25 protein-coding genes are annotated in these 19,403 nt (G+C 64.5%); 14 read left to right on the top strand and 11 right to left on the bottom strand.

Annotated features, from left to right (window positions below; all coding sequences use genetic code 11):
- The first annotated feature begins 2 nt into the window (after positions 1 to 2).
- The 5 genes from thiC to JWQ24_RS27505 all read left to right on the top strand — a co-directional run bounded on the left by thiC (position 3) and on the right by JWQ24_RS27505 (position 3,747).
- Positions 3 to 1,931 (top strand): phosphomethylpyrimidine synthase ThiC, encoded by a 1,929-nt coding sequence (gene thiC / locus JWQ24_RS27525; RefSeq protein ID WP_299815461.1) that lies wholly within the window; start codon positions 3 to 5, stop codon positions 1,929 to 1,931.
- Between the two features lie 10 nt (positions 1,932 to 1,941).
- A complete protein-coding gene (locus JWQ24_RS27520) occupies positions 1,942 to 2,397 on the top strand; it encodes a TspO/MBR family protein (protein WP_299815458.1) in 456 nt (151 codons plus the stop codon).
- 244 nt (positions 2,398 to 2,641) lie between these two features.
- Positions 2,642 to 2,911 carry a helix-turn-helix domain-containing protein gene (locus tag JWQ24_RS27515; protein WP_299815455.1) on the top strand — a complete coding sequence of 90 codons (270 nt, stop codon included), beginning with the start codon at positions 2,642 to 2,644 and terminating at the stop codon, positions 2,909 to 2,911.
- Positions 2,912 to 2,980: 69 nt separating this feature from the next.
- Positions 2,981 to 3,367, top strand: coding sequence for a RidA family protein (locus tag JWQ24_RS27510; RefSeq protein ID WP_299815453.1), 387 nt, complete (start codon positions 2,981 to 2,983; stop codon positions 3,365 to 3,367).
- A gap of 125 nt (positions 3,368 to 3,492) precedes the next feature.
- Positions 3,493 to 3,747, top strand: coding sequence for a hypothetical protein (locus tag JWQ24_RS27505; protein WP_299815450.1), 255 nt, complete (start codon positions 3,493 to 3,495; stop codon positions 3,745 to 3,747).
- 6 nt (positions 3,748 to 3,753) lie between these two features.
- On the opposite strand, the gene JWQ24_RS27500 is transcribed toward JWQ24_RS27505, so the two are convergent.
- The 3 genes from JWQ24_RS27500 to JWQ24_RS27490 all read right to left on the bottom strand — a co-directional run bounded on the left by JWQ24_RS27500 (position 3,754) and on the right by JWQ24_RS27490 (position 5,393).
- A complete protein-coding gene (locus tag JWQ24_RS27500; protein WP_299815447.1) occupies positions 3,754 to 3,885 on the bottom strand; it encodes a hypothetical protein in 132 nt (43 codons plus the stop codon).
- Between the two features lie 12 nt (positions 3,886 to 3,897).
- On the bottom strand, positions 3,898 to 4,254 hold the full coding sequence (locus tag JWQ24_RS27495; protein WP_299815444.1) for a DUF2380 domain-containing protein: 357 nt from the start codon (positions 4,252 to 4,254) through the stop codon (positions 3,898 to 3,900).
- 77 nt (positions 4,255 to 4,331) lie between these two features.
- Positions 4,332 to 5,393, bottom strand: a complete 1,062-nt coding sequence (locus JWQ24_RS27490) for an alpha/beta fold hydrolase (protein ID WP_299815441.1) — start codon at positions 5,391 to 5,393, stop codon at positions 4,332 to 4,334.
- A 286-nt stretch (positions 5,394 to 5,679) separates the two neighbouring features.
- Here JWQ24_RS27490 and JWQ24_RS27485 point away from each other — a divergent pair, with 286 nt between their 5' ends.
- The 4 genes from JWQ24_RS27485 (at position 5,680) to JWQ24_RS27470 (ending at position 7,671) form a co-directional block, all read left to right on the top strand.
- On the top strand, positions 5,680 to 5,925 hold the full coding sequence (locus JWQ24_RS27485) for a hypothetical protein (protein WP_299815438.1): 246 nt from the start codon (positions 5,680 to 5,682) through the stop codon (positions 5,923 to 5,925).
- Between the two features lie 30 nt (positions 5,926 to 5,955).
- The gene (locus JWQ24_RS27480; protein WP_299815591.1) at positions 5,956 to 6,369 is read left to right on the top strand and encodes a hypothetical protein; all 414 of its coding nucleotides are present in this window, start codon (positions 5,956 to 5,958) and stop codon (positions 6,367 to 6,369) included.
- A gap of 61 nt (positions 6,370 to 6,430) precedes the next feature.
- Positions 6,431 to 7,036 carry an MSMEG_1061 family FMN-dependent PPOX-type flavoprotein gene (locus tag JWQ24_RS27475; RefSeq protein WP_299815435.1) on the top strand — a complete coding sequence of 202 codons (606 nt, stop codon included), beginning with the start codon at positions 6,431 to 6,433 and terminating at the stop codon, positions 7,034 to 7,036.
- A gap of 83 nt (positions 7,037 to 7,119) precedes the next feature.
- Positions 7,120 to 7,671, top strand: a complete 552-nt coding sequence (locus JWQ24_RS27470; RefSeq protein WP_299815587.1) for a hypothetical protein — start codon at positions 7,120 to 7,122, stop codon at positions 7,669 to 7,671.
- A gap of 189 nt (positions 7,672 to 7,860) precedes the next feature.
- Here the strand turns inward: JWQ24_RS27470 and bfr are convergent, their stop codons facing one another.
- Together bfr and JWQ24_RS27460 are read right to left on the bottom strand one after the other, a co-directional pair.
- On the bottom strand, positions 7,861 to 8,346 hold the full coding sequence (bfr, locus tag JWQ24_RS27465) for a bacterioferritin (protein WP_299815432.1): 486 nt from the start codon (positions 8,344 to 8,346) through the stop codon (positions 7,861 to 7,863).
- A gap of 155 nt (positions 8,347 to 8,501) precedes the next feature.
- Positions 8,502 to 8,813: a (2Fe-2S)-binding protein gene (locus JWQ24_RS27460; RefSeq protein ID WP_299815584.1), complete on the bottom strand. Its 312-nt coding sequence runs from the start codon at positions 8,811 to 8,813 to the stop codon at positions 8,502 to 8,504.
- A gap of 397 nt (positions 8,814 to 9,210) precedes the next feature.
- Between JWQ24_RS27460 and JWQ24_RS27455 the strand changes: the two genes are divergently transcribed.
- On the top strand, positions 9,211 to 9,510 hold the full coding sequence (locus tag JWQ24_RS27455; protein WP_299815430.1) for a hypothetical protein: 300 nt from the start codon (positions 9,211 to 9,213) through the stop codon (positions 9,508 to 9,510).
- 221 nt (positions 9,511 to 9,731) lie between these two features.
- Positions 9,732 to 10,028, top strand: coding sequence for a hypothetical protein (locus JWQ24_RS27450; RefSeq protein ID WP_299815427.1), 297 nt, complete (start codon positions 9,732 to 9,734; stop codon positions 10,026 to 10,028).
- Positions 10,029 to 10,132: 104 nt separating this feature from the next.
- Here the strand turns inward: JWQ24_RS27450 and JWQ24_RS27445 are convergent, their stop codons facing one another.
- From JWQ24_RS27445 to ettA, 4 genes are all read right to left on the bottom strand, one after another.
- Positions 10,133 to 11,362, bottom strand: a complete 1,230-nt coding sequence (locus JWQ24_RS27445) for a lytic murein transglycosylase (RefSeq protein ID WP_299815424.1) — start codon at positions 11,360 to 11,362, stop codon at positions 10,133 to 10,135.
- Positions 11,363 to 11,367: 5 nt separating this feature from the next.
- The gene (locus tag JWQ24_RS27440) at positions 11,368 to 11,985 is read right to left on the bottom strand and encodes a TIGR00645 family protein (RefSeq protein WP_299815421.1); all 618 of its coding nucleotides are present in this window, start codon (positions 11,983 to 11,985) and stop codon (positions 11,368 to 11,370) included.
- Between the two features lie 106 nt (positions 11,986 to 12,091).
- Positions 12,092 to 12,862, bottom strand: coding sequence for a trans-aconitate 2-methyltransferase (gene tam / locus JWQ24_RS27435; protein WP_299815418.1), 771 nt, complete (start codon positions 12,860 to 12,862; stop codon positions 12,092 to 12,094).
- A gap of 133 nt (positions 12,863 to 12,995) precedes the next feature.
- The gene (gene ettA / locus JWQ24_RS27430; protein WP_299815415.1) at positions 12,996 to 14,645 is read right to left on the bottom strand and encodes an energy-dependent translational throttle protein EttA; all 1,650 of its coding nucleotides are present in this window, start codon (positions 14,643 to 14,645) and stop codon (positions 12,996 to 12,998) included.
- A gap of 223 nt (positions 14,646 to 14,868) precedes the next feature.
- On the opposite strand from ettA, the gene JWQ24_RS27425 reads away from it, so the two are divergent.
- Positions 14,869 to 15,069 (top strand): hypothetical protein, encoded by a 201-nt coding sequence (locus JWQ24_RS27425; RefSeq protein ID WP_299815413.1) that lies wholly within the window; start codon positions 14,869 to 14,871, stop codon positions 15,067 to 15,069.
- Positions 15,070 to 15,184: 115 nt separating this feature from the next.
- Positions 15,185 to 16,144 carry a D-2-hydroxyacid dehydrogenase family protein gene (locus tag JWQ24_RS27420; RefSeq protein ID WP_299815411.1) on the top strand — a complete coding sequence of 320 codons (960 nt, stop codon included), beginning with the start codon at positions 15,185 to 15,187 and terminating at the stop codon, positions 16,142 to 16,144.
- Between the two features lie 65 nt (positions 16,145 to 16,209).
- Here the strand turns inward: JWQ24_RS27420 and JWQ24_RS27415 are convergent, their stop codons facing one another.
- Entirely contained in the window at positions 16,210 to 17,370 is a 1,161-nt protein-coding gene (locus tag JWQ24_RS27415; RefSeq protein ID WP_299815409.1) for a L,D-transpeptidase, read from the bottom strand.
- A gap of 357 nt (positions 17,371 to 17,727) precedes the next feature.
- Here JWQ24_RS27415 and JWQ24_RS27410 point away from each other — a divergent pair, with 357 nt between their 5' ends.
- Entirely contained in the window at positions 17,728 to 18,486 is a 759-nt protein-coding gene (locus JWQ24_RS27410) for a hypothetical protein (RefSeq protein WP_299815406.1), read from the top strand.
- Between the two features lie 4 nt (positions 18,487 to 18,490).
- Here the strand turns inward: JWQ24_RS27410 and sseA are convergent, their stop codons facing one another.
- Complete coding sequence (gene sseA / locus JWQ24_RS27405; protein WP_299815403.1) at positions 18,491 to 19,348, bottom strand: 3-mercaptopyruvate sulfurtransferase; 858 nt, start codon at positions 19,346 to 19,348, stop codon at positions 18,491 to 18,493.
- Positions 19,349 to 19,403 lie beyond the last annotated feature (55 nt).

Raw genomic sequence — 19,403 nt, 5'->3', positions numbered from 1 at the left:
ACATGAACATCCGCTCCAATCCCGACACCACCCTGCCCGCCGTCACCACCGGCAGCCTGCCGTCGTCGCGCAAGGTCTATGCGATCCCGGACAGCGCGCCCGACCTGCGCGTGCCGATCCGCGAAATCATTCTGAGCAAGGGCGCCGGCGAGCCGGACCTGCCGGTCTACGACACCTCCGGCCCCTACAGCGATCCGAACGTGGTCATCGACGTCAATGCCGGCCTGCCGCGCCCGCGCGCGGCGTGGGTGATGGAACGCGGCGGCGTCGAGGAATATGAAGGCCGCGACGTCAAGCCGGAAGACAACGGCAATGTCGGCGCAGCACACGCCGCGAAATCCTTCACCGCCTATCACAAGCCGATGCGCGGCACCGGCGATGCGATGATCACGCAGTACGAGTTCGCGCGTGCCGGCATCATCACCAAGGAGATGATCTACGTCGCCGAGCGCGAAAACCTGGGACGCAAGGTGCAGCTTGAGCGCGCCGAAGCCGCATTGGCCGACGGCGAAAGCTTTGGCGCATCGGTGCCGGCCTTCGTGACGCCGGAATTCGTGCGCTCGGAAATTGCCCGTGGCCGCGCCATCATCCCCTGCAACATCAACCACGCCGAACTCGAGCCGATGATCATCGGCCGCAACTTCCTCACCAAGAACAACGCCAATATCGGCAACTCTGCCGTGACATCATCGGTCGAAGAGGAAGTCGACAAGATGGTATGGTCGATCCGCTGGGGCGCCGACACCGTGATGGACCTCTCCACCGGCCGCAACATCCACACCACCCGCGAATGGATTTTGCGCAACGCGCCGATCCCGATCGGCACCGTGCCGATCTACCAGGCGCTGGAGAAGTGCGATGGTGATCCGGTCAAGCTGACCTGGGAACTGTACCGCGACACGCTGGTCGAACAGTGCGAACAGGGCGTCGACTACTTCACCATCCACGCCGGCGTGCGCCTGCCCTACATCCACCTGACCGCCAACCGCGTCACCGGCATCGTGTCGCGCGGCGGCTCGATCATGGCGAAGTGGTGCCTGGCGCATCACAAGGAGAGTTTCCTCTACACGCATTTCGAAGAAATCTGCGACCTGATGCGCAAGTACGACGTGTCGTTCTCGCTCGGCGACGGCCTGCGCCCGGGCTCGATTGCCGACGCCAACGACCGCGCGCAGTTTGCCGAACTGGAAACGCTGGGCGAGCTCACCAAGATCGCATGGGCCAAGGGCTGTCAGGTGATGATCGAAGGCCCCGGCCACGTGCCGCTGCACAAGATCAAGATCAACATGGACAAGCAGCTCAAGGAATGCGGCGAGGCGCCGTTCTACACGCTCGGGCCTTTGACCACCGACATCGCACCGGGCTACGACCACATCACCTCGGGCATCGGCGCCGCCATGATCGGCTGGTTCGGCTGCGCGATGCTGTGCTACGTGACGCCGAAGGAGCATCTCGGCCTGCCGAACCGCGACGACGTCAAGGTCGGCGTCATCACCTACAAGATCGCGGCGCACGCTTCCGATCTCGGCAAGGGCCATCCCGCGGCGCAATTGCGCGACGACGCGCTGTCCCGTGCGCGCTTCGACTTCCGCTGGGAGGACCAGTTCAACCTCGGCCTCGACCCGGAGACCGCGCGCTCCTATCACGACGAGACGCTGCCCAAGGACGCCCACAAGGTCGCGCATTTCTGCTCGATGTGCGGGCCGAAATTCTGCTCGATGAAGATCACCCAGGACGTCCGCGATTATGCGGCCACCCTCGGCGACAACGAGAAGGCCGCGCTGAACCTTGGCGGCACCGCGTCGATGGGCATGTCGATGTCCGGCGTGATCGAGGACGGCATGGCCACCATGAGCCAGAAGTTCAAGGACATGGGCGAGCAGGTGTACGTGCAGGCCGAGGCGGTGAAAGCGAGCAACCGGGAGCTGTGAGGCGCGCGGCATGACGCGCTATCTCGTCCTCGGCGCCTTTCTCGCCATCGTGCTCGGTGGCGGAATGGCGATCGGCTACACCACGCGCCCGGGCGCGTGGTTTGCCGCCCTCGCCAAGCCCTCGTTCAATCCGCCGGGCTGGCTGTTCGCGCCGGCCTGGACGATCCTCTATGTGCTGATCGCGATAGCGGGCTGGCGCACTTTCCTGCGCGAGCCGATCGGGCTCGCGATGGCGGTGTGGACGCTGCAGCTCGTGCTGAACTTCCTGTGGTCGCCGACCTTCTTCGGCGCGCATCGGCCGGACGCAGCGCTATTTGTGATCGCCGCACTGCTGGCGTCGATCGTGGCCTTCATCGCGATCCGCTGGAGCGTGGACCGCACGGCCGCACTGCTGTTCCTGCCCTATGCTGCATGGGTCATCTTCGCCACCGCCCTCAATGCCGCGATCTGGCAGATGAACAGGTAGGCGGCGGATTTAGTTCAGGCCGCCAACGTAGCCCGGGTGAACGAAAGCGACACCCGGGCACTTCTGGAAATGTACCCGCATGTCGCTGCGCTCATGCGGGCTACGACCGCCGCGGATCGCGTCGCGCAACGCCGCATTAACCCTTCGTTAACCAATCGCGCCCACCTTCACCCATGGCTGGGGAGCCATTCGTTCTCGATGTTTTTGCTTCATGTGCGAAGCAGGCGTTGATCGGGAGATGCCGATGACATACCCGCCCCCTTACGATGTCCACGATGATCCCGTCACGGAAGCCGGCGCCCTCGTGCCGGCCTCCCATCCCAGCGAAGTGGTGCCGATGCTGATCGGCGCCACCGTTCAGGAGGTGGAGCGCGAGCTGATGCTGCAGACCCTTGCTCACTGCGACGGAAACCGCACCCACGCCGCTCGTGTGCTCGGCGTGTCGGTTCGCACCATGCGCAACAAGATCAGGCAGTATTCGGCCGACGGTGCGGATGTGCCGGCGCACGGTTGACGCTGCGACGGCGCGCTGAAAGGTTTGCGCCACACGGCGCGTCGCCGTGCGCATCGCGCGAGGTCGACCATGCCCATCCAGCACTTCCCGCCGCCGCCCGGCATCAAGGCCCCGCCGCTGTCCTATGCGGCGCGCGTCGGCGATCTGCTGTTCGTCTCCGGCATTCCCGGCTTCGACGACAGCGGCGCGCTGTCGGAGGATTTTGCAACGCAGTTCGGCTTTGTCGTCGCCACGATCAAGCGGGTGCTGGCAGAGGCCGGCACCGATGTGCGCCGTCTCGTCAAGGTCAATGTTCTGCTGACGCGTGCGTCCGATGTGGCCACCATGAACAGGCTCTATGCCGACGCCTTCGGGCCGCCGCCCTACCCGGCGCGCACCACCTGCGTGGTGCTGTCGCTGCCCGATCCACGCATGCTGATCGAGATCGAGGGCGTGGCGTCACTGGCGGACAAGTGAGGCCGCAGCGCGTTCCTGCCAGCGTTGAACCGGGCCCTGCCGCGCCGATACTCACCAAAGTCCGGCAGATCGCGCCGGCCCTCCGCCATTTCGCGGAGCCAGCCCGTTTTCCGAAGGAGATATTCATGCGCAAATTATCCGCCCTGTGCGCCGCCGCCGGCATCGCCCTGACCGCTTTTGCCGCGACCGCCCCCGCCAACGCCGCCTATCATCTGATCCGCTGGCAGGACACCGGCTTCTGCCAGATCTGGGACGAGAACATCCCGACCGCGCCGTATGCGTCGAACTACACCACGATTTCCGGCGCGGTGGCGCCGACGTTTCTCGGCGCCCTGATCATGAAGGACGGCATGCTGCGCGCCGGCACCTGCTCGTTCTGAAGACGCCTACCGCACGGCCAGCGCATCGCGCACCGTCTCGCCGACGAACTCGCCGGCGCGACGGAATGCGGTGTCGGTGTCGCCGCGAAAGCTGACGGTGCGGCGCAGGACCAACTGGTTGCGGTCGATGTCCAGCATTTGCACCTCGCCTCATTGCACCAATGTGCTCATCTTGTGCACGCCGCCATAGACCAGGTAACGCGCGCCTTCCCGCCGCGCGGTGGCGACGAGGTCGTCGGGCGCCATGCCGGCGGCGGTGCATAGGGGGTGCGGGCAGTTGGGGCGGACCACGCGGTAGTCGCGCTGCGCCAGTTCGTCGCGCAGCGCCGCGGCAAAGATCACCATCCGGTCACGATGCACCGCGGCCTGATCAGCCGCCTCGCCGGACGTATCGACATAGTCAAAGTCGGTCACGGCGATGGTGATCGGCTGCTGGGCAACCGATGGCAACGGCGACAGCATCAGCGCGAGGGCGCACAGCAGCCCAAGGCCTCGTCCTGTAGCCATGATCACCTCCTTCGCACGGGCACCGCCGCCACGCACGTATCCCGGTCAGGACGCGGAAATGCCCCGCCCCGTTTGCTCTACATCGTTCGATTCGGCACCGACTGCAGGAGTTCCTGCAACTGCGTTTTATAGAATTTCGCGGCGCCTGTGGTGAGGTGGCCGCGGCTGTCGCTGCTGGCCGGAATCAGCAGCAGCCGTGCATTTTTGATCCCCGCCATTGCGCGATCCATCAGGCCGGTTTCCGGCGGGTTGCGTTCGTCATCGGCAGCATTGACGGCAAGCACCACGGTTTCGATCTTCTCCAGCGCGGCCGACGGATTGTAGTCGCGCGACGACTCCCACTGATAGATAAAGTCGTTGGCGTCGGCGGTGAACGGCGCCCTGAATCGATCGTCGACGATCTTGTCGGCAGCGGCGGCGGTCGGAGCCTGCATCTGATAAGCGAGCGTGCCGCCCGCGGTCGCGACACCGAACATCACGGTGGCATATTTCAACATCGGCGGCTGCGACGTGTAATTACCCGCCATGTATCCGGGATCGGCGCGCACCGTTTCCACGAGCATACGCCGCATCATCCAGTTGCGCGCGCTCATCTCGGTCGGCTGCGACGCCATCGGCACCAGCGCGTCCATCATCGCGGGATATTTCGTTCCCCAGATCCAGGCATGCATGCCTCCCATCGAATTGCCCAGCACCAGCCGCAAATGCTTGATACCCATCCCTTCGGTGATCAGCCGGTGTTGCGCATCGACCATGTCGTCGTAGTCATATTTCGGGAACGCCGTCTTCAGGCCGTCGGAAGGTTTCGACGATTTTCCGTGGCCGATGGAATCCGGAATAATGATGTAATATTTGGCGGCATCGAGCGGCTGGCCGGGTCCGAACAGCTCACCGGCAAAGGCCGGCGTCAGCATGCTGAGGGCGGAACCCGCGGTGCCGTGCAGGATCAGCACAGGCTGTCCGGACGGCTCACCAATCGTGGTATAGTTCAGCCGGACTTCGGGCATCACCTCGCCGGTATGGAACCTGAAATCCTTCGCAACCCAGACACCCTGCTTCGGCGCGGGATAATCGACAGCCAAGGCGACCGACGGCGTCAGTGCAACGAAGGCGGACAAGACCAGGCGAAGCCATTGCATGAGATTTTTCCGATGTCAGGGGATTGCGGGCACAGGAACCTACACGAACGGTAATCCCGGCGCATCGGGCAGCGCAGCAAGGGTTTGCTCGCGCTGCATCACCGCCGCCCGCGAGTTGACTTTGCCGAACCTGCCGCTGCCTGCCATACTATGTCGGGCTCGCAGCGAGCGTTCGTGTTTCGCAAGCGCGCCCTCCGAAACCGTCGTCCGGTATGATCGATTTCGGCGTTTCGTGCGTTGCAATAAGACCTCCGCCCTCGGGCGCACCAACCACAGCGAGACCACCATGACGGAAGTTACCTATGTGATCGTCGAACACGATGGCGGTTGGGCCTACAAGGTCGGCGCCGTGTTCTCAGAACCCTTCGCCAGCCACGCTCTCGCCGCAGCGGCCGCCAAGCGCGCGGCCACCGAGCAGACGGTGCCCGGCCGCACCGAGGTGATCCAGTTCGAGGACGAGAAGGGCAAGTGGCACGAGGAAACCGCTGCGGGCAACGACCGGCCCACCACCCAAATTGTCGACAAGGCCTGAGCCGCGCGGCGCGTGAACGCCGTGCCGGAAATGCCCCGATCGCGCGGCCATCGCCGCGCGATCATGCGCTGGCTACTCGCCACGTTCTATGTCGCGGCGGGGATCGCGCACCTCCTGGTGCCCGAAAAACTGCTGCTGATCATGCCGGGCTGGGTGCCGTATCCCACGCAGGTCATCATGTTGACCGGCCTGTTCGAACTTGTCGCCGCCACCGCGCTGGTGACAAAGCCGCTGCGCTGGTGGGCCGGCATCGCGTTAGCGCTCTATGCGCTGTGCGTGTGGCCGGCCAATTTCAAGCATGCGCTCGACGGCATCGACATGCCCCTGATCGGCCACAGCTGGTGGTACCACGTGCCCCGCCTGGCGTTTCAGCCAGTGCTGATCTGGTGGGCCTTGTACGGCGCCGGCGTGATCGACTGGCCGTGGCGGAACGATCGACGCTAGAGCGCTTTTCCGGCACGCAGCGCGATGCTATCTTCACGGCAACTGCACCCGGAGAGTCGACTTGACCGACATTGCCGCCGATGACCTTCGCACGATCTATCCGACGCCGCATGAGCGCGTGATCGCCAAGGCACGACCGACACTGGACGTCCATTCCGCCAAATTCATTGGCCTGTCGCCATTCTGCGTGATGGCCTCCTCAGGTCCCGACGGCACCGTCGATGCTTCGCCGCGCGGCGGCGGCGTCGGCTTCGTCCGCGTGACCTCGCCGACCGAACTCCTGATGCCCGACCGCCCCGGGAACAACCGCATCGACACGTTCCAGAACCTGCTGAATGGCAGCGGCTACGTGCAGCTGATCTTCTTCGTGCCGGGGATCGACGACAGCCTGCGCGTGAGTGGCACAGCGAAGCTGATCACCGACCCCGAACTGATGGCCTCGATGGAGGAGTTCGGCAAGCTGCCGCGCGCGGTGCTGCGCATCACCGTCACAGAATCCTATTTCCACTGCGGCAAGGCGCTGATGCGCTCCAATCTGTGGTCGCCGGAGGCGCAGGTGAAGCGCTCGGTGCTGCCCAGCATCTCCGAGATGGTGCATGACCAGACCAAGCTCGGCGAGCCGGTCGGCCAGGCAGAAATCGAAGCCGCCTACCGCCAGCAGCTCTGAGCGCCCGGCGACCTCCCTCTTGCGAAACGCATCTTTAGGTTGCATTCTCCCTGCGCTGTGGGGAGAGCGTGATCGTGCGTGGCATGGCGTGGATCGGGGTCATTTTCGCGGGGCTGCTGGGCGGCTGCGTGCGCGACCCCTATGTCGGCGCTGAGGGCGATACCCGCTCGGCCGAATGGTACATCGCCCACCAGGTCGACCGGGTCACCGGCACGGAATTGCCGAGCGCCGCGGTGCATGGCTGGGGATCCAACAGCTATGTGGATTTTCCCAAGATCTCCCAGTTCCAGCTGACGTGCTTCGATGGCCATCCGCTGGTGCGGTTCGCCTTCGCGTTCAAGATCGGCAACGATCGTGAATCGGTGTTTGGCTATCGGTTCGACGATAGGCCGGGTCATGCGGGTGTCGAAGCCCGCGTCGTCAAGGGGCAGCCGATGCTGGTTCTCGAGGAGCCCGCCGCACTCGCCACATTCCTCAGCGAGCTGCCCGGCTCCCGCAAACTCTACATCCGGATACGTTCGCTGATCGCGGGCCGGACCTCCGCGGAATATCCGCTGGAAGGGTCGGAGGCAGCTATCAAGGCCGCCTTCGCCAATTGTCCGATGCCGGCGTTACCGGCAAAGCGGACGTCGTAGCCGCGTAACCGTCGTTCCCCAGCGCGCCAATTGGCGCGCCTGAGGGCAGGAGCAGCGCAAGCTGCGAGTGAACCCCAGCTACTCCAATTGGGGTAGCGGGGAACCCGGAGCTGTCTAAAACATCTCGGGCTTCCGGGCCTGCTCCAGCCGGCTTCGCCGACTGAAGCATCCCGGAATGACAAACTTGACCTAGAACTCGCTTTCGAGCCCGCCAACATGCTTCTGGGTGTAGAGATCGATGCCGATACGTTCGATGACGTGCTGCTGGGTCTCGAGGAAGTCGATGTGGTGTTCCTCGTCCTTCATCAGCGACTCGAACAGGTCGCGGGAGACGTAGTCGCCCACGCTATGGCAGTAGGTCGCCGCTTCCTGATAGAGCGTGCGGGCACCGATTTCGGCGGCCAGGTCGGCGTCGATGACCTCCTTGACGGTCTGGCCGATGCGCAACGGATCCAGAACCTGCAGGTTCGGGAAGCCATCAAGAAACAGGATGCGGTCGATGAACTTGTCGGCGTGGACCATCTCCTCGATGGACTCCTTGCGCCACACCTTGGCCATTTCCAGCAGGCCCCAATGGTTCAGCAGGCGGAAGTGCAGCCAATACTGGCTGATCGCGGTCAGCTCGCTGCGCACGCCCTTGTTGAGGTAATCAATGACCTTCGGGTCGCCCTTCATGATGCACTCCTGTTATCGAGGACCTTGAAAAACAGCCCTCATCTGCATTTAGAAACGTTCTAAATCAGATCAAATGGGAGAACAACCCCTATTGTCGAAGCCTGGGGGCAACGACAATGGTCGCGATCGGGGCAAATGCGCTGATAATGAAGGGCTTAGGCGGCAGCGACCGCAAGGTCGGCGAGTACCACATGGACATGCGCTTCGGCATGGACATGGCCGGCCCCCATTGCAGCCACCTGATTTTCAGAATGGGCCGCACTATGCGGGCAGCCTGCGCAGCAAGCTTTCGCGCAGGCGCCAAGCGCCTCGTCCATAATCGCCTTGATGGTACGGGCGCAGCGGCCGCATTGCGCGCTGCAGCCAAGGCATCCATAGACCTGCCCCGGTGTGCGCGGCACTTGCGCACCACTGCAGGCGTTACGGACATCGTGGTCGGAGAAAACGTTGCAGGAACAAACGATCATGGGAGACGGTACGCTCGCAGGCCGGGACACCCTTTCGATAGGAAAATCGCGCCGCTGATGCAAAAGGAAAACGTGCCTTTTGAAGCAATTCCAAACTACGCGAAGCTCTCCAGCTACATAGAACGAATCTAAAGAAGTGCCTTGCTGGCAGGGGTTAGTCGAATTTACCGTTACCGGCGCCGCGCTGGAGCCGTGGATCAGCCAGCATTGGGCGATCGAGCCAAAAAACAGGACCAAAAACCCATCATGCCGGATACCTCCAGCAACCCGAAGGACGCCGGATGGCCACTGTTTTGGCGGAATGCAGCGTGTTTATTCATTGATCGTTCAAACGCCGTGTGAAACTTTCGGATATGCGCAGCACCCGCTGCGGACAGTTCCTCATGAAGGTGATGCCATGAAGAAAATGTTGATGGCCCTCGCAGCCGTTACGACCCTGGCTCTTTCGTCGCTGGCGCCAGCGCCGGCCCATGCGCAACGCGGCCTCGGCGCCGGGATCGCGGCCGGCGTGATCGGCGGCGCCCTGATTGGCGGCGCACTGGCCGGCCCCCGTTACGGATACGGTCCGGGCTACGGCTACTACGGCGGACCCGCCTATGTCGCCGGCCCCGGCTACTACGACAACTGCGGCTGGCAGCGGCAGCGGTTCTGGGACGGCTATGGCTGGCGGATTCGTCGCGTGCGGGTCTGCGGCTAATCTCTGAGGCTAGCCTCTGAGATTGCCAACGAACGCAATGGCCTGCCATTTGCGGTGTTCCAACTGTTACGGCCCGAAAAAACCGTTTTTCCGGCTCACTCAACCGTGAACTTTTACGCCGGGTTGACGATTGGGCGCTTTTAAGCGAGTTCGTCGTTTCGAATTCAGCGTGACTAGCTTTAACCGCGCGTCGCTTGCGGCGCCTTCAGGAGAGATCTGAGATGAAGAAGACAATTTCCGCCATGCTCGCCGTCGCGACGGTTGCCGGTTCCCTGGTTTCCGCGATGCCTGCCGCCCGCGCCGACGGCGGCCGTATCGCTGCCGGCGTTGCCGGTGGCCTGATCGGCGGCGCCCTGCTCGGCGGCGCGATCGCCGCCAGCCGCCCGGCCCCCGCTTACGGCTACGGCGCCCCCGCCCCCGTCTATGTCGAAGAGCCGGAATGCCGCGTCGTGCGCCAGCGCTTCTTCGACGAGTACCGTGGCGTCTGGCGTTCGCGCCCGGTCCAGGTCTGCGATTGATCTGACACGGCCCGCGCCATCGGCGCGCAGCCATCCAGTAAAAAACCCGGCCGTTCACACGGCCGGGTTTTTTCGTGTGCGCAGACGGCCCCGATCCGCGGCCGCTATTTCGCGCCGGTCATCGCGCGCAATACCGTCTCGCTGGGCCAGCAATCGACCTTGAGTCGCGCCGACTTCTGATAGGCGCCAAGCGCCGCGCGCGTCTTCATGCCGGCCTTGCCGTCGACCTTGTCGCTATACAACCCTATCCGCGTCAGGTGCTTCTGCATCGCCTCGACATCGCTGCTGCGCAACTGCTTTGAGGCCGACCACGGCGTCGCAAAGGGCTGCGGGCTCGACATCCTGTCGCCGAGATGACCGACGAACAGCACATAAAGGTCGGAGAAATTATACTCCTTGATGACGAAGTAGTTTTTCGTCGTCAGAAACGCCGGGCCGTAGATGCCCTCCGGCTGCAACAGTGATGCCGGCTGCGCCTGCTCGGCGGCGCTGAGCTTCAATCCGCGCACCGGCACAAACCCCGCGCGCAGCCACTCGCCGATCGGCTTCGTCACTTCCGGCACGCCCATCGTGCAATCGGCATTCGCCGGCGCACGGACCTCATAGGCCCAGCGCAAGCCGGGCTGCCAGCCCTTGTTCTTGAGCTGCTGCGCGGCGGAGGCCAGCGCATCCGGCACCGAGGTCCAGATATCGACGCGGCCGTCACCATCCATGTCGACGCCATGCTTGGCGAGTTCCGACGGCAAAAATTGCGTCAGCCCGGTGGCGCCGCCCCACGACACCCGCAAATCCTTGCGGGTCACGTCGCCATCCTCGATCAGCTTCATCGCGGCGATCAACTCGCCGCGATACTGCTCCTTGCGGCGGCCGACATAGGCCTGCGTCGCCAGCACGCGGATGCCGTCATAGGGCAGCGCATAGCGCCCGTAATCGGTTTCGCGACCCCAGATCGCCAGGATGATTGTGCCGGGCACGCCGAAGCGCTGTTCGATGGCCTCCAGCGTAGCGCGATGCTTCTGCATCAAACGCTGCCCCTCCGACGCCAACCGGGCGATCGAGGCTTCCTTCACATAGTCGGCCGGTACCTGCACGAACTCCGCCTGCGACGGCGCGCCAGTAGCGGAACGACCGGGCAAAGCGAGGTCAGGGAGCTTGTAGTCGGGTTCAAGCCCACGCGTGACATCATCGAACGTCCTGCGCGACACGCCGGCCTGCTGCGCCTCGGGCCAGACGGAGGCGAGGAAATTCGTGAAGCCGGCGTCGGCGGCGTGGGCTGAGGACACGCCGCCTGTCAGGACAAGCGCCAACAGCACGTACCGAGCGTAGTGGAGCATCGCCCTCAATGGTGGCCGCCGTGGCCGTTGGCGTGTTCGTGGTGGCCTTGGCGGCGCGCTTCTTCCGTCGCGAGATTCGACAGCCGGTCGACATAGGCGATGCCGACCGCCGACAGGATGAACACGGTGTGGATGATGGTCTGCCACATCACGCCGGTCTCGGTGTAGTTGCTGGTGCGCGCAGAGCCCAGCGCGCCGGCCTCGATGAAGGTGCGCAGCAGATGGATCGACGAGATGCCGATGATCGCCATCGCCAGCTTGATCTTCAGTACGCTGGCATTGACGTGGCTGAGCCATTCCGGTTCGTCGGGATGGCCCTGCAGGTTGAGGCGCGACACGAAGGTCTCGTAGCCGCCGACGATCACCATCACCAGCAGATTGGAGATCATCACCACGTCGATCAGCCCGAGCACCGCCAGCATGATCTGCTGCTCGCTGAAATCGAAGGCGTGGGCGAACAGATGCCACAGCTCCTTCAGGAACAATACGACATAGACGCCCTGGGCCACGATCAGGCCGATATAGAGCGGCAGCTGCAGCCAGCGCGAACCGAAGATCAGCATCGGGATCGGCCGCAACGGGAAACTCGTCGGCGGCAACGGCGTCTTGGGCGTCAGGGACATCAGCAGCTTTCGTAAATCAGGAATCGCGGAGCGATTGCACCGCGTTCTTATAGCGGTGCGATCTGGACGCTAAGATGTTGCACCGCGCGGCAACTCGCCGCACAGGCTATTTCACCGCGACAATGAAGATGCGCGGAAACCGCAACAGCACCTTGCCGTCGGCCTGCGGCAGGTAGCTCGCGGCGATGCGGGCGGTATATTCGGCCAGATAGGCCTTGCGCTCCGGCGGCTCCAGCGGATCGACGAACGGGCGCAGTCCGGTGCCCTTGACCCATTCGACCACGGAGGGCGCGTCGTCGAGGGCATGGTTGTAGATCGTGTGCCAGATCTCCAGCCGCGTACACAGCGGCCGCAGCGCATCGTAGTAGACGCCGGGCTTGGGCAGCGCGTCGCGCAGTTCGGCGGCCTTCGCCAGTTGCTTTCGCCAGGGTTCGAGGTGGGCTACTTCGCGCATCAGGATATGCGAGGGCTCGTCCAGATTGTCCGGCATCTGCAGCGCCAGCGCGCCGCCCGGCGGCAGTCCGCCAACCAGCCGCCTCAACTGCTTGAGGTGGTCCGGCACCCACTGAAATACGGCGTTGGCAAACAACACCTCGGTGCCCGCCGGCGGCGCCCAATGCGCAATGTTGGCTTCGATGAAGGTCTGTGATGGCAGCCGTTCGCGGGCCTGTCGCAGCATGTCGGCGGAGGTATCGACTCCGATCACCGCAGCTTGCGGCCAGCGCTTCACCAGAAGCTCGGTGGAATTGCCCGGCCCGCAGCCGATATCGACGACCTTGCGGACGTCCGAGAGGGGAACCTGTGCCAGCAGGTCCCGCGCCGGCCGGGTCCGCTCGTCTTCAAATTTCAGATATTGCTGCGCGTTCCAGTCGGCCATGTCCGCTTCTGTCCCGTTTTATCGCGTCGCCATCCGAAAGCAGGTAATCCAGCGCGGCAAAAGGAGCAAGGCTCATCGCTGGAGTGCTGCGCCCGAGGCTCCCGCCTCGGGCGCAGCAGTTGGGGCGCTGATCCTACCTGGTCAGCTTCTTGTACTTCATGCGGTGCGGCACGATGGAGTCATGGCCGAGACGGCGCATCTTGTCTTTCTCGTAGTCCTGGAAGTTGCCTTCGAACCATTCGACGTGGCTGTCGCCTTCGAAGGCCAGGATGTGGGTCGCGATGCGATCAAGGAACCAGCGGTCATGGCTGATGATCACGGCGCAGCCGGCGAAGTCTTCCAGCGCCTCTTCGAGCGCGCGCAGCGTATCGACGTCGAGATCGTTGGTCGGCTCATCGAGCAGCAGGACGTTGGCGCCGGACTTCAGCATCTTGGCGAGATGGACGCGGTTGCGTTCACCGCCGGACAGTGAACCGACCTTCTTCTGCTGGTCGCCGCCCTTGAAGTTGAAGGTCGAACAGTAGCCGCGCGAATTCACCTCGCGCTTGCCGAGCAGGATCAGCTCGTTGTTCCCGGAGATTTCCTCCCATACGGTCTTCTTGCCGTCGAGCGAATCACGCGACTGATCGACGTAGCCGAGATGCACCGTCTCGCCGACGGTGATGGTGCCCACGTCGGGCTTTTCCTGGCCGGTGATCATCCTGAACAACGTCGTCTTGCCGGCGCCGTTGGCGCCGATGACGCCGACGATGCCGCCGGGCGGCAGCTTGAAGGTGAGGTTGTCGATCAGCAGGCGATCGCTAAAGCTTTTGCTGAGGCCTTCGAAATCGACGACGTTGTCGCCGAGACGCTCGGCGACGGGAATGGTGATCTGCGCGCCCTGCACCTGCTTGTCGCTGGCCTTCTTGAGCAATTCGTCATAGCGCTGGTAACGCGCCTTGGACTTGGCCTGACGGGCCTTGGGCGACGACGAGATCCATTCCTGCTCGCGCTCGAGCGTCTTCTGATGGGCTGCGTCCTCGCGACCTTCCTGCGCCAGACGCTTCTGCTTCTGCACCAGCCACGACGAGTAATTGCCCTCGTAGGGAATGCCCTTGCCGCGGTCGAGTTCGAGAATCCAGGACGTGACGTTGTCGAGGAAGTAGCGGTCATGCGTGACGATCAGGATCGCGCCCGGATAGGCGCGCAGATGACCTTCCAGCCATGACACGGACTCGGCGTCGAGATGGTTGGTCGGCTCGTCGAGCAGCAGCAGTTCGGGCTGGTCGAGCAGCAGCTTGCACAGAGCGACGCGGCGGCGTTCGCCGCCAGACAGCTTGGTCACGTCGGAATCGTCCGGCGGGCAGCGCAGCGCGTCCATCGCCTGATCGACCTTGCTGTCGAGATCCCACAGGCCCTGGGCCTCGATCTCGTCCTGCAGCTTGGTCATCTCATCGGCGGTTTCATCCGAGTAGTTCATCGCCAAGTCGTTGTAGCGATCCATGATCGCCTTCTGCTTGGCGACGCCCAGCATGACGTTTTCGCGCACGGTCAGCGCGGCATCGAGATGCGGTTCCTGTTCGAGGTAGCCGACCCGGGCGCCCTGCGCGACCCAGGCCTCGCCGGTGTATTCCTTGTCGAGGCCGGCCATGATCTTCAGCAGCGTCGACTTGCCGGAGCCGTTGACGCCGAGCACGCCGATCTTGGCGTCCGGGTAGAACGACAGATGGACGTTATCCAGCACCTTGCGGGTCGGGTAGGCCTTGGTCAGCCCTTCCATGAAGTAAACGAATTGGCGGGCCATCGTGATCCTTGAAGCTGACGCGGGCGTGAGTTTGGTTGCTGCTGATGTAACGACGCGGACCCCAAAGGGCAACCGGCGGTTAGGATTTCGCTAAGGATGACGGCGCGCCCTGCCCCGCATGACGACAATTAGAACCGCATTTTAACGACTCCCGCCAAGACTGGCTGCAGGGCGACGAAACGCCCTCTCGCGACAGAAATCGCGCAGTTCGGCGGAGTCCGTCATGGCCACCATCACCCCCGGAACGTCCTCTCCCGCCCCGACCGACAGCCACGCGTCGACCGGCCTGCTGCAGGAAATCCGCCAGTTCTGGCGGCAGTTCTTCATCGCGGCGTTCGATCCCTACCGCCCGGAGCTGCATTATATGCGCGGTCCAGGCCCCGCTTGCGACGCCAAGCGCAAACATCCTCCGACGTCACATTGAACTGAACGGTACGCCTCCGCGCCGCCTGCGCTTGCGCCGGCCGGTATTGCGCGTAACCATGCCGCCCTTCCCCGACGGCCATTCGGCCGTCCTCCTCCTGCCGGATGGGCGATCCATGACGCGGCTACGCTGTGCAATTCTTGACGACTACCAGAACGTGGCGCTGCAACTGGCCGACTGGAGCCCGCTGGCCGACCGCATCGAGACCACGGTGTTCGACAAGCCGTTCGCCTCCGCCCAGGACGCCATCGCCGCGCTGAAGGACTTCGAGATCGTCTGCGCAATGCGCGAACGGACGCCGTTTCCCCGCGCGGTGTTCGAGGCGCTGCCGAAGCTGAAGCTGCTGATCACCTCCGGCATGCGCAATGCCGCCATCGACCTGGAAGCCGCCAAGGCACGCGACGTCGTGGTCTGCGGCACCGCGATGGTCGGCAATCCCACCGCCGGCCTGACCATCGGCCTGATGCTGGAATTGACGCGCAAAATTGGCTTCGAGAATGCCCGAATGAAGGCCGGTGAACCCTGGCAGATCACGCTGGGCGAGGACGTCGAGGGCAAGACGCTGGGCATCATCGGGCTCGGCAAGCTCGGCAGCCATGTCGCGGCAATCGCACGCGCACTGGGCATGAAGACGATCGCCTGGAGCACGAATCTCACGCCCGAGGCGTGCGAGAAGGCCGGCGTCAGCTATGCCAGCAAGGAAGAACTGTTCGCCACCGCCGATATCATCACCATCCATGTGGTGCTGAGCGACCGCTCGCGCGGGCTGGTGGGGCGCGACGACCTCGCGCGCATGAAGCCCACCGCCTACCTGATCAACACCGCACGCGGCCCGATCGTCGACGAGGCGGCGTTGCTGGAAACGCTGCAGCAGCGCAAGATCGCGGGCGCCGCGCTCGACACCTATTCGCAGGAGCCGCTGCCGCTGGACAGCCCGTTGCGCAAACTCGACAACGTCGTGATCACGCCGCATCTGGGCTATGTCACCGCGGAGAATTATCGCCGCATCTACCGCGAGATGATCGAGGGCATCGAAGGCTGGCTGAAGGGCGAGCCGCTGCGGCGGCTGGGCTGACCACCTCCGAAACGCAAAACGGGCGCCGCGTGGAAACGCGGCGCCCGTTTGTTTGCGTAAACGCTTTAGCGGATGGTCACCGGCGCGGGCAGCGGCTGCACCGAGCTCGGCTGGCTGCCGGCCAGCGCGGCCGGCGGCAGGTTGCCGGCGTTCGGGCCGGGAACGGGTGCCGCGGACGCGGTGTTTGTCGGGATCGGCGGCTTGCCGCCCGGAAGCACAACAACACGGGTGCCGACCTTGGCGCGCTCGAACAGATCCGAGACGTCATCGTTGACCATGCCGATGCAGCCCGACGAGACGAACTTGCCGATCGTCGAGGGCTGGTTGGTGCCGTGGATGCGGAACACGGTCGAGCCGAGATACATCGCGCGGGCGCCCATCGGGTTGCCCGGGCCACCAGCCATGAAGCGCGGCAGATAGGGCTGGCGCTCGATCATTTCCGACGGCGGATGCCAATCCGGCCATTCCGCCTTGCGGGTGATCTTCTGCACGCCGGTCCAGGTGAAACCATCCCGGCCGACGCGGACGCCATAGCGCATCGCGCGGTTATTGCCGAGCACGTAATAGAGGTACGTATTGGGGGTATCGACCACGATGGTGCCGGGTGGCTCCTTGGTGACGAACGACACTTCCTGGCGGCGCAGGTTCGGCGGCAACTGGGCCGGACCGCTCTCGGGCTGTTCTTCCGGCGGCAGCGCGGACAGCGAGGCGGCGCGGCCATCGGGGCCCTGCGACTGAGGCTGCACCGAACCGGTCACGGGGGCGCCCAGCGGCTCCGGCGGGCGCAGGCCGCGGCCGTCGTCGGGGGTGCGATCGGAATAGATCACCGGCGGCGGACCCATCGGGCGGCCATAGCGCGGATCGTCGGGCGACATCACCGGGCCCTGCGGCGCGGCGCGGTCGGAATAGACGGGGGCGCCGGCAGGGCGGCCGTAGCGCGGATCATCCGGCGATATCACCGGACCAGGCGCGGGCAATCCGACGTCAGCACGGCCGCGCGGTGCCGGGGCATCGTCCTCGTCCAGCGCGTCGAAATCCGGCATGGCGTCCATCGCGCGGCGCGAACGTGTATCGGCCGGATACCCGCCGGGCGGATAGGACGGATCCGGCGCGATCGAATAGCCGTTCTGTGAGGCGGCAGGATAGCCCTGCGCCAGAGCGAACGAAGGAGCCGCGGCACTGACTGCCACGGTCGCGAAAATCGTTAGAACATGCTTGATCATCATGGCCCTTGTATAAATCCAAGCCGACACCGGATCGTTAACGTGAGATCGCGCAGGATCACGGCGCATTCAAGACAAATCCCGTAAAATGCGGCCCCGTTCGGTCATATTCGCCAGATCGGGGCCGAAAGTGGCCAACTTGTCTCACCATCCGGCAAGGATTGCCCGATTGCGCGCCGTCTGATGTGCCAATGAAATTTTAACAAACGGTTCCGGGGTGTTGCGTTATCCTTGCGCTGGCTGATTCGCGACAATCCGAATACGGGGTGCCGCCGCGAAACAGGCCGATCCCAGTGTTGTCACCGCGTCCCCGATGGCTCAAGGGCCTTCGCGCATCCCGCGAAGGCGGAATACCAATTCATGCTTCCGGGTTTCCGTTTTCTGGTCGGGGCCGTCGTGCTCTCGATCGCCATGCTTGTGTTCGGCCTGGGCGCTGCCTCGCTGCTGCGCTCGGCCCATGAAGAGTTCGCCAGCCTGCCGGTGCGGCGCGCGGCACCGCCGTCCATGTTCCCACAGCAGCAGCCCGAGGCGCCGCCGACGCTGGCGATGCTGCGATTCGAGCCCCCCGAGACAAGAGCCCCCGTATCTGCGGCTGAAACCACCACGGACGCTCCGCCAGAGCCGCTGCCGACCTCCGTTGCTCCGGTGGAGGCTCAACCCACCACCGAGCCCGACAGGCAGGCCGCCCCCGGCACTGCCGAGGCGCCGGAGGGTACGCCGGCCGAAGTCGCGAAGCCGGAGCCGACGAAGCTGGAGACGCCGACGACCGTCGCTTTGGCGCCGGTGGCTGCCGCGCCGCCCGCACCGGCTCCCGAGATCGCCGCGTCAGCGCCGGCCGCCATCTTGTCGGCAGAAACACCCGCGGTCGATCAGCCGGCGACCACGCTGACCGACGCCGACACCAAACTGGCTTCGACGAAGATCGCGACGCTGGGCGGCCCGCCGGTCACCATCGAGCAGCCGGTAGCCACCAAGCCCGTGGTCGCGCGCGCGGTCGCTCCGGTGAAGAAAAAATCCAAACCGGCTCCCGCCAAAAAACACCGCGTCGCAGCACGGGCGACGTCCGCCGCCGCCGCACCGGCGCAGACCGATCCGTTCGGGCAGCCGTTCCCGCGCTAGGCGTTCACGCCGGTCCGGTGGCCACCGGCGGGCCGTCGGCCTGGCCCCAATCGGCCCAGGAGCCGTCGTACAGTGCCGAGCCACGGACGCCGAGCCGATACAGCGCCAGCGTCAGCACCAGCGCCGACACGCCGGAACCGCAGGTGGTGACGATCGGCTTGCCGAGATCCACCCCCGCACCCGTGAACGCCGCGCGCAACTCGTCGAGCGACTTCATCGTGCCGGTGCTGGCGTCGAACAGCCTCGCATAGGGCACGTTACGGCTGCCGGGAATGTGGCCGGCGCGAAGGCCCGGCCGGGGCTCCGGTACGCTGCCTTCGAAACGCGGCTGCGGCCGTGCATCGATCAGTTGCTCTGCCCGGCTGTCGAGATTGCCGACCACCTGCTGCCGGCTGCGCACGAAGTTCGCATCGAAGCTTGCGTCATAGCTGGCCGGCTCCGGGTCGGCTTCGCCGCTCTCGACCGGGCGGCCTTCGGCGCGCCATTTCTGCAAGCCGCCGTCAAGCACGCGCACGTCGGCATGGCCGAAAGCGAGAAACATCCACCACGCGCGCGGCGCAGCCACCCAGCCGCCGGCATCGTAGATCACCACCGTGTCCGCGTTGGAGATGCCGAGCGCGCCGACGCCATCGGCGAAGTGGCCCTCGCTGGGAAACATGTGCGGCAGCGCGATGCCGTGATCGCTGATGACATCGACATCGAAGAACGCCGCGCCGGGGATGTGTGCTCCGAGAAAGTCTTCCTTCGGCAGCGGAGTGACGCCCGGCAGCTTGAACGACGCGTCGAGCACCTTGACGGAGGGGTCATTGAGGTGGGCGGCAAGCCATTCGGTGGAGACAAGGGGGTCGGTGATGGTGGTCATGGCGTCCCTTATTATTTGCTTCGATGGAGAGTTGTCACTGAGCCCGCCGTCGTCC

Origin of the sequence: Tardiphaga sp. (assembly GCF_028290495.1) — a bacterium.
GTDB lineage: Bacteria > Pseudomonadota > Alphaproteobacteria > Rhizobiales > Xanthobacteraceae > Tardiphaga.
Note: the sequence above shows the minus strand (reverse complement) of the source record. Positions and strands in the feature narration are given on the sequence as shown.